Source organism: Maridesulfovibrio sp. (assembly GCF_963666665.1).
Classification (GTDB): domain Bacteria; phylum Desulfobacterota; class Desulfovibrionia; order Desulfovibrionales; family Desulfovibrionaceae; genus Maridesulfovibrio.
This window is the reverse complement of the sequence record NZ_OY762999.1, coordinates 3,637,786-3,650,854: the sequence shown is the minus strand read 5'-3', so window position 1 is coordinate 3,650,854 and position 13,069 is coordinate 3,637,786. Positions and strand designations below refer to the sequence as shown.

Sequence of the window (13,069 nt, the reverse complement as noted above, 5' to 3'; positions counted from 1 at the left end):
CTTAAGAGTCTTACATATCAAGAATCTTTTTGGCTGTTTCATCCATAACGTCGATGATAAACTTGATCCCGGTTACCGCACTTTCGGAGTAAAGGACGCCCTCAATGCTTGCACCAAGGTAGCCGAGGATCATCATAGCTCGCCCCGTGAAGATCCTCTTGGCGTATGGAGTGCCGATAGCAAGGGCCTTGAAGATATTGCTGCCCGTGGCGAATCCGCCGGCAAACGAAAGATCAGTAAATTCAAGGCGGCTGTGACGGGCGAAGCTGTGAACAGCTCCGCGTTTGAAACCTTCCTGAACTTCCGGCTTTTCAGAATCAGGGTCAACAATCACAAATCTGGTAATATTTAAATCTTAGTCACAAACAACATGCGTATGGGATAACCGGGCTTGTTTATCATTTCGCTCTGGATAACCCGATAGGCGTGATAATCAAGTGCGTTACAGTACTCCCGCACAGCTATGTCTTCCTCATCTCCGCCGGGGTGTCCGGCATAAATAGCAATACAGAGCATACCGCCCTTGGCAAGAAGCTCTAAAGAGGATTTAATTGCCGCCAGTGTAGTCTCGGACTTGGTGATTACGGTCTTGTCACTACCGGGCAGAAAACCGAGATTAAACATTACAGCATTTATACGGCCGTGAAACTCTGCAGGAATAAGCTCAAGCATATGCTCATGACCGGAATGAAAAATAGTCCAGTTTTCGGGAAGACACTCTTCATTTAAACGCTGTTCGGTTTGCTTAACCGCATCTTCCTGAATATCAAATCCGAATACATAACCATTCGGACCTGCTTTTTCTGACAAAAAAACAGTATCATAACCGTTGCCCACAGTAGCATCGACTACTATACACCCCGGCTGCAGCACTTCACACAGTACTGATTTAGCAAAAGATAGAATATTATTGGAAATCATTTAGCTTCAACCCGCACAAAAGAATTACGGTCCATCCCGCAACAAGAATAACCGAACACATGTTGAAAATCACGCAGTAAAACTAGAACTTGAGATACTTATCAAGCTTACCGGACTTAGAGAACTGCCGTTCGGTGGTCCCGAAGGTAGTGGTACCGCTTATAGCGTATGATGAATTTGGAAGCCTTTTCCAATCCAAAGTAGCACTACCCTTTGCTGTTACCGGGATAGGCTGTCCGCAACTGAAAGAATTGAGCTGAAGCTGCTTTCCGGCCAGGACTGCGTTCACGTTGACATCCTCGGCAACAAGTCCGCCAGGAATCTCAACCGCATCGGAACGAACCACAAGGCTGCCGGTATGTGGCGGAGCACCCCATTCAGGAAAGCCGACATCGGAAGTAATACGCACCTTACCACCCAAACCATCCATCTGGATGAGTTTAGCCAAATCAACCCCGCCGCCAATGGTCAAAGACTTGGTTTGAAATAATCTTGCAGTCAAAGTCGGCCCGGTCTTTACCCGAACCTCCAAAAGAGGAGAGAAGCCTAAGGACACGCCAAGTTGCGGCACGGTAACGGTCAGACCTTTATTCGTGGTCACGTACACATCAGTCACTTCGAAAGATAACGGCCCGGCACTGACAAAATCACCCCACTGAATTGTAGCTTTGGAAATTTTTGCATCTGCCAGCTTGAAGACCTGAGACCATGCAACTTCCCAAGGCATAAACAGGAAAGCACCTAGAAGTAGCCCAGCCAGAAAAAGGAAAAACTTTTTGAAAATCTTCCTGAAAGAAAAATTAAAAGAAATATTTGGAATGAATTTCATCCGGCCGACCTACCTGAAAAGAATAATTTGCACATCTGCCAGCTCAGGAGAGTCCAGCCTGTGGTTAATATTAAAATTTGTAACCTTCAAAGCTCCGCGCACATTAAAATCGCGCATCAGAGCGATCAGTTCAGGTAAATTCAAAGATTCGAGCAAAACCTGGACACCCTGTCCGGAATCTCCCCCGCCCTGCAATGGACGAAGAGAAGTCAGCCTTGTGTCCAGACCAAGGTCACGGATAACCTGCTGAGCGGCAGTCATGGGTTCCCGGTCAACCAGCGCACCACGGGAAGATTCACCGGCCTTGAGCTGTTCAACCAATGGTACTATCTTGGCGTATTGCTGCTTACTGGCAAGAGTGACTCTCTCAGCCTTGGACTGGGACTCAGCAAGTCCGGACCAGACCAGAAAAAGAACCAGCGCCCAACCAGCAACAAGCGCAGTAAAAAAAAGCTTCTGTTTATCTGCAGGCCAGTCCTGCCAAATGTAAAATCTTTCCAGATCCATCACACTACCTGACATTAGCGGTTATACTCAGCACGCAGGCTGATACTTATGCCGCCTTCAATGTTGGTGGCCTGTTCAAGAACAAAATTAAACTGGCTATTGGCGGACAGCTTTTCCATCATACCGTCAAGATCTTCATAGCTGCTGACCTTGCCCCGGATGTTTCCGGAATCAGCACCAAGGGAAAATCCTTCAATCTCAATACCCACCGGAGCGCTGTCACTTAACACGGCAAGCAGTCCAAGCACATCAACCCCGCCGCTCTCACCACCGCTTTTAAGCTGATCCAGCTTATAAAGAATCTTTCCATAAGGGTCAGAACCCGGATTAGGTCCGAGAGCGCTCACATAAACTTCCTTAAGCTTAGTGCGCCACTCCTTAGCCTGTACCTGACTTTGCTGCCACCGGTAATATTGCCCCGAAATAAAAAGTAACCCGATCAACGAAACCAATACAGCTGCAACAGCATAAGGCTTATAGTCAATGGTCACGGACTTGTCGGAACCGGAACGCTTACCGGTAACCAGATTCAGTCTGGCCCAACGAATCTTCTTTTTAGCAAAAACATCACATGCTTTGCCCAGATCCATGAGTTCAGGCTCACCATCCAGACCCAGACGCTCAAACCGACTATTGAACTCCTCGTCACGACCACGGAAATAGGTCAATTCATCCGCGCAGGCGAGAATGCGCATTCCCTGACCTTTCCAACTCCAGACAGACAGTCCCTCAGCAACCGCAGCCCTCCAACAAACAGCAAAAGCCGTAGTCAGAACAGTAGCTTTGGCAAGCACCTCACGATGCCGTTCCAGAAAACGATCAAGCAGATCATGCCCGGTATAACCCAGCACAGCATCTCCGGATGGACGCAGAACCTTGAATTCTCCACCCTGCACCGGGAAGGAGTAATTCATCTGCATCATAGTCGCGGACTTTGCATGACGGGGCTTAATTGCCCCGCGGGGTTTGAAAAAAAAGAAGAGGGGATCAGGCAAAAGGGCAACGACCGGATGTTTGTTTTTATCAGCAGGACCGTCCGATTCGATAAGGTCACGTCCGTCAAACACCATCCACTCGTATTCATTCCCCTTGAATGAAAGAATATATACTAATTTTTTAAAGGCCATCTATGGCTTTGTCCTATACCTGTTAGCAGTGTGTTTGTCCATTTACTGATCATTTTGCAAAGGTAACCGAAATATCGTTCTGGAAAACCAATTCCGGATCTCCTATTTCGAGAGCACTCTGCCTGCGAATGATGTATCTTTTCACCACCGTACACCCACCCACAGACGCAGTGACCCGAGCTTCATAATAGTCTGACTTAACGACCAATTCATTAGTCATATTTTTATATAGGGAAGAATCAGACTGTATACCGATAACCGAAAGCACCTGACTTAAGTCTGTAAAACCCCTCGTTCTGGCCCAATGCATAATTCTGTCAACGCCTTTCCCCAGTTCAGGAAAATATGCCAGCAATACATCACGTGAAATAAAATTTATATTGAGACGGCCCGCTCCCCAGACAGTAAGCATTTCATCCACCCAGCCTTGATCTAACTCTTCCCATCCCCGAACGAGTAAAATTTCTTCCGGGATTTTCAATTCCCCTCCACGCGGAGTATACGAAGGAGAATGTGAGGAATAAAAGAAATTATCTATTTTTTCCAGCTTAGGATCCGCGTTAATTCCTGTCCAGACTCCAAGACTTCCCGCCATAGTTCTAACATCTCCCCCCGTAGGAAGAAGGCTGCTAAATATTTGGAGTGTCCTTTTTCTGTCGCGACCTTTAATCAACTGGTTGATATTAATTTTGGCGTTACAGGGAGTAATTACAATTTCAAGTCCATCATCACTCCACTTCTTGGCCCATTCTTCACGCGCTGTGTCAGAAAATGGCGTTTTGTCATCTTTAAGTAAATCATAGATCATATAGAGAGCTTCTTCAGCCATAAATCCGGCTTCATACTCACTACGCATCCGGCTGGCTTCCACCGCTCCACGTGAACTGATTTCAATGGTCATAAGAGTTAAACCAGACAAAGCCATAAATAACACCAGTACAATGACCAACACCACCCCACGTGAATATCTGTCTGGATTATCCCCTAACATATGGAATCCTCTCGACAATCATCACATCTTGGCCGTCTTCAAATTTCAACGTCAGCCTGAATGCCTTAATCACGGATTTACCGCTCATAGCTCTAGCAGCCAACTGGGAACGCGAAATCCAGGCATTTTTATTTGCATCAAGAAATTCAATCCCCCATGACTTAAGGCCACGCATCAGAAAAAAAGAATTCTCAAATTCAAGACTGGAAGATTTCTCACTCCTACGAACCATATTCGAAGAAAAGTCCCAATTAATAAGAATTGGCCCCGCCCCCTTCAACATGACGTTGTGTGTAGATTCAAGACTGAATCCATTACCCTCAACACCTAAAGGTCTTCCGGGGATTATATTCTGCAGATCGCGATGCAAAATGCGACGCAAAGTAAACATGCGTGAAGAAAGTCCGGCACTAGATCGGACAACCTCGTTATTGGTGACCGACTGTCCCAGAACCATAGCAACCATACTCATCAATAAACCAGACAAAACCAATCCGATAAGTACTTCAATAAGCGAAAAACCCTTCTGGGATTCAGGAGAGGTATGATTACGTTGAAAATATATCATTAAAACAGCTTCTTCTTGTGGGATACCCGATAAATCTTCCACTCAAGAGTATAGTCATCACTGCGGGTTTCAAGAGTATAAAACCCTTTTCCGGTAGATGAAACGGTCTCAAGTCCAACCCTGAAACTGCCTTCAGGAGGTCCCGGCCATGAAACCCAACCGGTGGATACAACATTCAACCTGTCCGGATACTTATGCCCCAAAACATCCTGTGATAAATTCAGAACATTCCATGAATCTTTTGATGACTGGGCCATAAGTGCGCTCTGCCTCTGCACTCCCAAAAAGCTCATAGACAACGTAGCGGCAATGGTCAAAGCCACAATGATCTCAATAAGTGAAAAACCGTTCTTGCACGCCACAGCTAGATCTCCACAAAACGAACCGACAGTGGGTCCAGAGCAACGGTCAAACCATCCACAAAGACCAAACGCACCTCGTCACTAAAACCTTCAGGGTAAATAACAAACTCAATCCCACTGTCATCAACTGGATATTCATTAAAATGTCCGCTGGACACCTCTGAAGGCAGAGCAACCTCCTCGCCATTCCATTTGAGCAATCCATTTTCAAAATCGATATACACGTACTGCCGGGAGTCTTTTTCCACTGCTTCCGTCTTTGCCTCATAAATCAAAGCATTAATAGAGCTCAAGCTGTCATCGCCCCGGTCTCCTGCAAGATCAAGATTGGGCATGAGCGTAAACCAGCCCATGCCCACTATAAATAGAACTATTAAGAGTTCTATGAAAGTCAGTCCGCCTGAGAAACGACGGGCAGCATGCATATCCATAAGACTTCTATTATACCTGTTTATTCCCAGCTCTTAATATCGGCGTCGTAATCTTCTCCGCCTTCCATACCGTCAGCACCAAGCGAAATCAGCTCATAAGGACGTCCTTCCTCTCCGGGACTTCTATATATATAATCATAACCCCAAGGATCAACAGGAGCAGTGGTAGAATCCAGATACCCACCTTTACGATAGTTACGTGGAACAGGACGAGTTTCCGGCTTGGTAATCAAAGCCTGCAGTCCCTGCTCAGTAGTCGGATAACGTCCGGTATCCAACTTATATAGCTTCAAAGCCGAATCAAGGGCTTTCATATCCATCTTAGCCTTAGTCACTCTTGCTTCGTTGGGGCGGTCCATAATTTTAGGAACCAACATTGAAGCCAACAGACCGAGGATAACAATTACAATCATCAACTCGATAAGACTGAAACCACGCTGCCCCTTTTTAAGGGCTGCAATACGAACTCTTTTTTCCTGCATAATATCCTCTACTTAATTATTATCATTTCAGGGATTAATCCCTGATATCAATACGTTTTCTCTCCAACGGTTCCCACTCAAGCGGAGTTTCAACAGAAATTCCCGAGCGACGAGGAAGCATTCCGCGTGACTTAAAATAGTCGTCCGGACGGGCCACTTTTTTCCACCAGAGGTAATACCCTTTACTTGGTATATACCTGCAATACAACCTTTGAAATTCTCGCTGTGCAATGGGAACTGCTAGCGAGAACTCTCGGCCTCGCTCGGCAAAACAATAATCGCGTTCTATCTTAACTTCCTTCCAGTCGGCAAAATCATACTCCCCCTTGAGAGGACTGCCATCCAGCGAAGAGTAGTATCTTATCGCTCCATCCACATCGCTGACCCGGTAGACCTTGCCTGACGGAGAGCGTTCCACGCTAAAAGAAACCGGCTTAAATTGAATTTTTCTGGAAAAGCGTTTGCGCGGGGACTTGTAAAACAAAACCCCGTTCTTGAGAAAAAAACCATCTTCCTGCTCAAAGAAAGGAGACTTTACCCTCTTACTGACATCCCACTGAAAACGCTGATCCTTCTCTGTAACAATATTGAGATGGGGGCCATAAGCTTTAACCGATTTAAAAGGCCCGCCTTTAATCTTCTGATCAAAAATTCGAGTCAATTTAAGCGGACTCCACATGACCATTTTCCCGGTAGTATCCACACCCATGAGGATACCTTCTTCATTGGAAAAGGTCAGGGAAAGAGGCTGATAGGTAAAACGATCGATCTTGCGCAATTTTCCATTAGGCGGGCCGACCCATAACCTGCGGGCCTCATCAATCAAAGCCAGCCAGCTTCCCCGGGGAGAAACAGCGAACATATCTACAGTGCTGTTCACGTCATGAATACGCACCCGTGCACATTCCTTAACATTAAATATTTCGACAACCTTACCCTGACCGGATGAAACAGCCAAATAGGGAGAATCAGGAAACCATGCTACGGAATTAACCGGATTTGAAGCGGCCTGGACAGCAGCACACCCCTGCCCCCCGTACAAACGGACAACTCCATTTTTGCCGCCTGAAGCAAGAACACTGCCTTCATGTATAAAGGTAGAAACATCCTCATCCAGATTCACAATTTCGTTGCTTTTGCTGAGTTGCACAATATAATTTCCGGCCATATCTTCCGGGGGACGATTGTAAATGCTGTCCAACGAAGAATATTGCTGAGAAGCTGCATACTCAACATAACCGGCAAGACTGAGTGGAGTTTTACCCACAAGCTTCGACACATCAAAGCTGCCATCAGTAACAATCGTAGGTTCATCCGTCTCCGGAGAAGGCTGCTTTGCACATCCGGAAACAATCACGATAAGAGCTGTCAGGGCTATAATGATTGATTTTTTATTCATAGTTCCTTCATCTTCAGGAAGAAGTTTTGAAAAGACCTTAAAACAGGGTTATGGGCAATGCAATCGCACTTTATAACAGGTTGTGTTAAAGCAGAGCGTGTAAAAGTCAAGCACAGCCACAAATCTATCCTTGCCCAGAACCTAGTATTGCGGCACAAGAAGCCAACAGCGACCAACCTTTCAAGGGCAAACCGAAATGAAAAAGAAAGATAAAAGCATAGTGGATTACTTGTCAGGATATAACGGGAAAAAATCAAGGTCCAAATTAAATAATACAAGCTGGCGGCTTCCCATACTGGCAAGCTTCTATGTACTCGCCTACGTTCTCTTCGACCTTATAACTGACAGCATTGCAAGACATTATATTTTTTGCATTTTTTTGGTAGTTTCCAGTCTTTATTTTTCCTGGAGGATCGGGGGGCGTGAAACCATGACCTATGTCGGATTCTTCAATATTTTCTTTGCCTTCATTTTTTCAAGATTGCTGCATATGACCGGTAACTTCTCTTCCAAGCTTTTCCTAAGCCGGTCATTTATGACCCTCTATGTGGTTGCAATCGTTTTTATGTTTATAATGACCAAACGCAAATCTCCAGCAGACCGGGAAAAAGTGGAACGGGAAAAATCCATCCGCGATGAACGCCAAAGACGCAGACAACTGGAACTCATGGTCGCCACGGAAAAACTTACTGACGACATGATTACTCAGGCAAATATGGTTAAGGATGAACTTATGGTGCTCCAAAATTCTTGGAAATCCCAGATTCATACCATTGTCAACGATCTGCCCAAGGTTAAAGAAAGGGAATTGTACAACCAGATAGTAACCCCTTTTGAAGAAAGTATTATCGAACACCTCCGCGATTTGGAGAAAAGACTTTCTTTTAAACCGCAGTTGATAGGTCTTGACGAACTGGCAGCAAAACTTACAGATAGGCTCGAAAAAGACCGGAAATACTCTCGGGCAAGGTTGGACCTGCAATTTGATTTTAAAAAATGGATGATCAGGGAAGAAGAAGTTCTGGTTGACCAATACAAAACATGGGAAATCCTGCTCAACTTGATAAGAAACAGCCAGACCGCCATGGAGCTCAGGCAAATAGAACTGCTCCGCCAAGGCAGCGCTGAATTCAAAATATTCAAACCCCGCCTGTCTATAACAGCCGATGTAAAAGGTAATTACGCTCGCTTGCTAGTAACTGATACGGGCGGTGGAGTCTCTGAGGACAAATTACAGGACCTTTTCAAAAGAGCCGTACCTTCCGCCAAACGCAATGGCAATGCAATGGGACAGGGAACTGTCTTTGTAAAATTTTTCGGAGACAATATGGGCTTTGACATATCAGCAGAAAACACTGAAACTTTAGGTTCCAAAGGCCTTGAAGTGACCATACTCATACCCTTGGGGACATTCGGTCCCGCAGGGGCTATTCCAGCAGCAGGAGATAAATAATGACCCCGGAACAGGACCCGTATTTTTTTGTTTTGGCAGACGATGACCCGCGTTTGCACGAATACACTGTTTCCATCCTCCGCGATGCGGGAATCCTTGAGAAACATGAATCTTTCTACGACCCTGTCTCTTTTCTGGCATTCCTGAAGGAATCCGAGGAAGAACCGGATGTTATCCTGCTTGATGTACACTTCGAAGGCTCCGGACTTAGTGGCGTTGATATCCTTCCTTATATTCGTGAAGAATATCCATATATTCCTGTCATCCTGCTGACAGGAATGGATGCTGAGGCCACAGACGAAGCCCAATCCGATGTATTTACCTACTTCATCCCCAAGCCGGTAACCGAAGACCACCTACTGCGTATGCTCCATTTCTATCTTGGGAAAAGCAAGAAAACTGCTGAGCAGGTCAATACTCTTATGGCCCAAATGGAAGAGGTTAAGGGTTACCACCAGTTGCTGGAAGAAGAAGTGGAACAGCTTCAGGATGAACAACGAAGACTGGAAGAACAAAGCAGAACCGAGAAGGGTACCGGATCCGAGAAAGGATTTGAAAAAGTAACTGAAATACTTGAATCCCTGCTCACAAAAAGTGAAGCCCTGCCTAGCTTCATTGCTGATCTTGAAAAAGTCTACTCCACCCAGTTCAAGCTGTTTAAAAAGGTCATTGAAACCCTGATCCGCTTTGACGTGCAGGATACCGGAACACCGGGCATGAACATCCACAAGGTTAAAGGAACCCAGAACGTTTTCAGCGCCCGACTATCCAGAAAGGTAAGGCTCTTTTATTACAGCTCAGCTAAGACTGTCAGAAAAAGGCTTCTAAGATTGGACATTTACCACGACACCAAGGGTATGGACAAGTGGATTAAAAACAACTACCATTCTTACGCTGAAATAGAAGAATAGTAATTTTAAATTTTCCAACGCTGTGATGCCTCTGGAAAACTTTTTAGGATATATTTTTATATGGAGTTGAAAGCCACCAAATTTCCGGCATGGCTGTGGCCGCTCGCTTTCGGGCTGGCTACGGCTTACCTTGTGTCGTCCTTTATCCCGCTGCCCAAACCGACGGCCCCTATCCTCGGACAATCATTTTCCTCTGACGCAGCCAGTAAGATTGAAAAAGATTCCAAGTTGATTCTGGAAAAAAATATCCTTGGACTCGACAACCCTGCCGAAATCCAGAAAAAAGCCACGGTAACCCCATCTACATGGATATTGGTCGGCATTCTCACTGGAGAGACAGATATGGCCGTTTTCAGAATCAAAAATGAAACCGTCATCTTGCGCGAAGGAGAGGAACACGAAGGCTGGACTCTTGCTGAAATCAAACCCCAGTATGTTATCTGGAAATATGGCCGCGAGCAGAAAAAAGTAGCTATGTGGGATCAGGTCCAGAGCCTGAAGCTTGTACGCGGCAAAACCAACAAAATTTCTGTCAACAAAGCTGAGACCAAAGAAATTCTTGACGACCCCAATGCGTTCCTCAAACAAGCCTTATTCAAGCCCAACTCAAAAGGTGGCAAAACTCAGGGATTCAGAGTCACCAACATAAGAACTAACTCCCTGCTCAAAAAGCTTGGTCTTGAAAATGGTGACGTACTCATGCGTATTAACGGAGAAATGATCACCGGACCGACCAAGTTGCTGCAGGTATACAGTTCTCTCGGTGGTGCTTCCGCTATATCCATTGATGTTGAACGCAATGGACAGATGCTCTCCCTTATCGTTGAGCTTAAGTAGGAATGTGATTAGAAATGCCCACCTATCAGTATCGCGCCGTCACCAAGGAAGGAAAAAAGAAAAAAGGTTTTGTTGAAGCCTCTTCCCAGTCCAAAGCTTTTGCCACTCTTCAAAGCAAAGGCCTCATGCCCTTGCGCCTTGAGCAGGTAAAGTCAGGACAAAAAGAAAAGAGTTCCACCAAAAACCTGACTTCTTCCATCTCCATGAGCGGAAAGATCAGGCTGGGAGAATCCTTCTACTATCTCGGCATCCTGCTCCAAAGCGGAACCGCACTGGCCCAGTCTCTGGATATGATGGCCCGCATGAGCGGCGGTAAAGCAAGTCATACATGGATGGAAATCCGCGATGCAGTCCAGTCAGGTGAAAGCTTTTCATCATGCCTTGCCAAATATCCTAAAATTTTCCCGCAGGTTTACGTCGGTATGGTTCAGGTTGCTGAATCAGTGGGTAAGCTTGGAGACGTACTTGAAAACATTGCAAAATACGAAGAAGAACGCGCAGAAGTAAGTGGACGCCTCATGACCGCCATGGTTTATCCTGTGGTTATCCTGCTCATCGGTATGGGCGCGGTCTACTTCCTGCTTTCTGAAGTTCTGCCCAAGATTACCGGCATATTCAAAGCCGCTAAAGGAGAACTTCCCACTTCCACAAAAATTGTTGTGGCACTAGGAAATACTCTGGAAAACCTTGGTCCCTTGGCCCTGATCATCCCCTTGTGCTTGATTTTCGCCTTTGTCAGCGCCTACAAATCCGTGCCTAAATTCCGGGAAAAGATCGACGGCCTGCTTTGGAAACTGCCGCTGGTCCAGAAATCCACCCTTGCCCGCTTTTCGGGCATTCTCGGTTTCCAGATTGACGCCGGTATTCCCCTTGTGCAGGGCATGGAAAGCTCCGCCAACGCGGTCAACTCAACATTTTTCAAAAAGAAAATGGCCGAAGCCCGTGAAGAGGTTGCCACCGGTCGATCCCTAAGCACAGTGCTTGCCGAGCAAAAAATTTATCCTGACATCTACATCCTAACCCTCACCGCCGGACAGAAATCCGGGGAACTGGGCAAATTTCTACAACGAATGGGCACCATCTTCGAAAGGGATGTGGACAACTTCATGAAACGTGTGGTCGCACTTGCTGAACCCATGCTGCTGCTTTTCATCGGCATGCTCATTGCTTTTATTGTTGTCGCCATCATGGGCCCGATATTCGACCTCACCTCGCTCGTAAAATAGGTAACAAATGACCGATAAACAACTTTCCGACTTCATTAAACGGGGCAAGGAAGTTCTTCAGATTGAAGAAAACGGCCTCGCCTCCATCCGCGAATCACTCGATTTGAACTTTGCCAAGGCAGTTGAAATGCTGGCCGGCTGCAAAGGAAGGGTAATTATCACCGGACTGGGCAAGTCCGGGCTGGTGGGACGCAAAATAGCCGCCACCATGTCCTCTACCGGAACGCCGTCCTTTTTCCTGCATCCTGTTGAAGGCGCGCACGGAGATCTCGGCATGGTCCGTGCTGAAGACGTTGTCATTTCCATCTCCAACAGCGGAGAAACTGATGAACTCAACGCCCTGCTTCCGGCAATCCGTTCTTTCGGCACCAAAATCATTTCCATTACTTCGGAAATTGAATCCACCATGGGACGCCTCTCGGACATCGTAATCAGGACCAAAGTCCCCTGCGAAGCCTGCTCCTACGGACTGGCACCAACTTCATCCACCACCGCAGCCCTTGCTATGGGTGATGCTCTGGCCGTCTGCCTCATGGACCACAAGGCCTTTGACAGTCAGGATTTCAAGAAATTTCATCCCGGAGGATCGCTGGGCCGCAGATTGACCCTGTGTATCAGTGAACTTATGCACACCGACAACATCCCCGCCGCTCCGCAGGACGGTCCCCTTTCCGAAGCACTGTCCGTGCTCGACAAAGGACGACTGGGACTGGTTGCCTTGACTGATGGAGAAAAACTTTCCGGTGTTATCACCGATGGAGATGTGCGCAGACTGGTCTGTTCCGGTAATTTCAATACGCAAATTTCCGCCCGCCAAGTCATGATTGAAAATCCCCTGCGTATCACGCCGGACATGTCCGCAGCGCAGGCGCTCGACATCATGGAATCCAAAGAGATCACCGTACTGCCCGTTGTAGATGAACAAGGCTCGATAACAGGTATGATCCATCTGCATGACTTGCTGGGCAAAGGCAGACTTAAGTTCGCGGATAACACACGCAATTAACAGTTTTTATATTCACGCG

15 protein-coding genes and 1 pseudogene are annotated in these 13,069 nt (G+C 46.5%); 5 read left to right on the top strand and 11 right to left on the bottom strand.

All coding sequences use genetic code 11. From position 1 onward, the window contains the following. Nucleotides 1–82: 82 nt before the first annotated feature. The 11 genes and pseudogenes from ACKU40_RS16790 to ACKU40_RS16740 form a co-directional block, all read right to left on the bottom strand. Nucleotides 83–340 (bottom strand): annotated as a pseudogene (locus ACKU40_RS16790) (hypothetical protein); the annotation flags it as partial. Between the two features lie 8 nt (nt 341–348). Beyond that, entirely contained in the window at nt 349–921 is a 573-nt protein-coding gene (locus ACKU40_RS16785) for a class I SAM-dependent methyltransferase (RefSeq protein WP_320173937.1), read from the bottom strand. 82 nt (nt 922–1,003) lie between these two features. Next, a complete protein-coding gene (locus ACKU40_RS16780; protein ID WP_320173936.1) occupies nt 1,004–1,750 on the bottom strand; it encodes a hypothetical protein in 747 nt (248 codons plus the stop codon). 9 nt (nt 1,751–1,759) lie between these two features. Continuing rightward, on the bottom strand, nt 1,760–2,272 hold the full coding sequence (gene gspM / locus ACKU40_RS16775; protein ID WP_320173935.1) for a type II secretion system protein GspM: 513 nt from the start codon (nt 2,270–2,272) through the stop codon (nt 1,760–1,762). After that, the gene (locus tag ACKU40_RS16770) at nt 2,272–3,384 is read right to left on the bottom strand and encodes a hypothetical protein (protein ID WP_320173934.1); all 1,113 of its coding nucleotides are present in this window, start codon (nt 3,382–3,384) and stop codon (nt 2,272–2,274) included. The genes gspM and ACKU40_RS16770 overlap by 1 nt, the downstream gene beginning before the upstream one ends. A 49-nt stretch (nt 3,385–3,433) precedes the next feature. Beyond that, nucleotides 3,434–4,375, bottom strand: a complete 942-nt coding sequence (locus tag ACKU40_RS16765; RefSeq protein ID WP_320173933.1) for a type II secretion system protein GspK — start codon at nt 4,373–4,375, stop codon at nt 3,434–3,436. Next, on the bottom strand, nt 4,362–4,943 hold the full coding sequence (locus ACKU40_RS16760) for a prepilin-type N-terminal cleavage/methylation domain-containing protein (protein ID WP_320173932.1): 582 nt from the start codon (nt 4,941–4,943) through the stop codon (nt 4,362–4,364). The genes ACKU40_RS16765 and ACKU40_RS16760 overlap by 14 nt, the downstream gene beginning before the upstream one ends. Next, entirely contained in the window at nt 4,943–5,305 is a 363-nt protein-coding gene (locus tag ACKU40_RS16755; RefSeq protein WP_320173931.1) for a type II secretion system protein, read from the bottom strand. The genes ACKU40_RS16760 and ACKU40_RS16755 overlap by 1 nt, the downstream gene beginning before the upstream one ends. Before the next feature lie 2 nt (nt 5,306–5,307). Beyond that, nucleotides 5,308–5,736: a prepilin-type cleavage/methylation domain-containing protein gene (locus ACKU40_RS16750; RefSeq protein ID WP_320173930.1), complete on the bottom strand. Its 429-nt coding sequence runs from the start codon at nt 5,734–5,736 to the stop codon at nt 5,308–5,310. Nucleotides 5,737–5,756: 20 nt separating this feature from the next. Continuing rightward, nucleotides 5,757–6,218 carry a type II secretion system major pseudopilin GspG gene (gspG, locus tag ACKU40_RS16745; RefSeq protein ID WP_320173929.1) on the bottom strand — a complete coding sequence of 154 codons (462 nt, stop codon included), beginning with the start codon at nt 6,216–6,218 and terminating at the stop codon, nt 5,757–5,759. A gap of 34 nt (nt 6,219–6,252) precedes the next feature. Then, complete coding sequence (locus ACKU40_RS16740) at nt 6,253–7,617, bottom strand: WD40 repeat domain-containing protein (protein WP_320173928.1); 1,365 nt, start codon at nt 7,615–7,617, stop codon at nt 6,253–6,255. A gap of 196 nt (nt 7,618–7,813) precedes the next feature. On the opposite strand from ACKU40_RS16740, the gene ACKU40_RS16735 reads away from it, so the two are divergent. From ACKU40_RS16735 to ACKU40_RS16715, 5 genes are read left to right on the top strand one after another with little or no spacing between them, the layout of a single operon-like run. Beyond that, nucleotides 7,814–9,070, top strand: coding sequence for an ATP-binding protein (locus tag ACKU40_RS16735; RefSeq protein WP_320173927.1), 1,257 nt, complete (start codon nt 7,814–7,816; stop codon nt 9,068–9,070). After that, entirely contained in the window at nt 9,070–9,981 is a 912-nt protein-coding gene (locus tag ACKU40_RS16730) for a response regulator (RefSeq protein ID WP_320173926.1), read from the top strand. The genes ACKU40_RS16735 and ACKU40_RS16730 overlap by 1 nt, the downstream gene beginning before the upstream one ends. A gap of 60 nt (nt 9,982–10,041) precedes the next feature. After that, on the top strand, nt 10,042–10,818 hold the full coding sequence (locus tag ACKU40_RS16725) for a PDZ domain-containing protein (RefSeq protein WP_320173925.1): 777 nt from the start codon (nt 10,042–10,044) through the stop codon (nt 10,816–10,818). 14 nt (nt 10,819–10,832) lie between these two features. After that, a complete protein-coding gene (locus ACKU40_RS16720) occupies nt 10,833–12,044 on the top strand; it encodes a type II secretion system F family protein (protein ID WP_320173924.1) in 1,212 nt (403 codons plus the stop codon). Nucleotides 12,045–12,051: 7 nt separating this feature from the next. Beyond that, nucleotides 12,052–13,050: a KpsF/GutQ family sugar-phosphate isomerase gene (locus ACKU40_RS16715; protein ID WP_320173923.1), complete on the top strand. Its 999-nt coding sequence runs from the start codon at nt 12,052–12,054 to the stop codon at nt 13,048–13,050. The last annotated feature ends 19 nt before the right edge of the window (nt 13,051–13,069 follow it).

Bases quoted from the DNA above. Each gene is read 5' to 3' on its own strand.
- ACKU40_RS16785 (WP_320173937.1), bottom strand. From the start codon at position 921: ATGATTTCCAATAATATTCTATCTTTTGCTAAATCAGTACTGTGTGAA.
- ACKU40_RS16780 (WP_320173936.1), bottom strand. From the start codon at position 1,750: ATGAAATTCATTCCAAATATTTCTTTTAATTTTTCTTTCAGGAAGATT.
- gspM (WP_320173935.1), bottom strand. From the start codon at position 2,272: ATGTCAGGTAGTGTGATGGATCTGGAAAGATTTTACATTTGGCAGGAC.
- ACKU40_RS16770 (WP_320173934.1), bottom strand. From the start codon at position 3,384: ATGGCCTTTAAAAAATTAGTATATATTCTTTCATTCAAGGGGAATGAA.
- ACKU40_RS16765 (WP_320173933.1), bottom strand. From the start codon at position 4,375: ATGTTAGGGGATAATCCAGACAGATATTCACGTGGGGTGGTGTTGGTC.
- ACKU40_RS16760 (WP_320173932.1), bottom strand. From the start codon at position 4,943: ATGATATATTTTCAACGTAATCATACCTCTCCTGAATCCCAGAAGGGT.
- ACKU40_RS16750 (WP_320173930.1), bottom strand. From the start codon at position 5,736: ATGGATATGCATGCTGCCCGTCGTTTCTCAGGCGGACTGACTTTCATA.
- gspG (WP_320173929.1), bottom strand. From the start codon at position 6,218: ATGCAGGAAAAAAGAGTTCGTATTGCAGCCCTTAAAAAGGGGCAGCGT.
- ACKU40_RS16740 (WP_320173928.1), bottom strand. From the start codon at position 7,617: ATGAATAAAAAATCAATCATTATAGCCCTGACAGCTCTTATCGTGATT.
- ACKU40_RS16735 (WP_320173927.1), top strand. From the start codon at position 7,814: ATGAAAAAGAAAGATAAAAGCATAGTGGATTACTTGTCAGGATATAAC.
- ACKU40_RS16730 (WP_320173926.1), top strand. From the start codon at position 9,070: ATGACCCCGGAACAGGACCCGTATTTTTTTGTTTTGGCAGACGATGAC.
- ACKU40_RS16725 (WP_320173925.1), top strand. From the start codon at position 10,042: ATGGAGTTGAAAGCCACCAAATTTCCGGCATGGCTGTGGCCGCTCGCT.
- ACKU40_RS16720 (WP_320173924.1), top strand. From the start codon at position 10,833: ATGCCCACCTATCAGTATCGCGCCGTCACCAAGGAAGGAAAAAAGAAA.
- ACKU40_RS16715 (WP_320173923.1), top strand. From the start codon at position 12,052: ATGACCGATAAACAACTTTCCGACTTCATTAAACGGGGCAAGGAAGTT.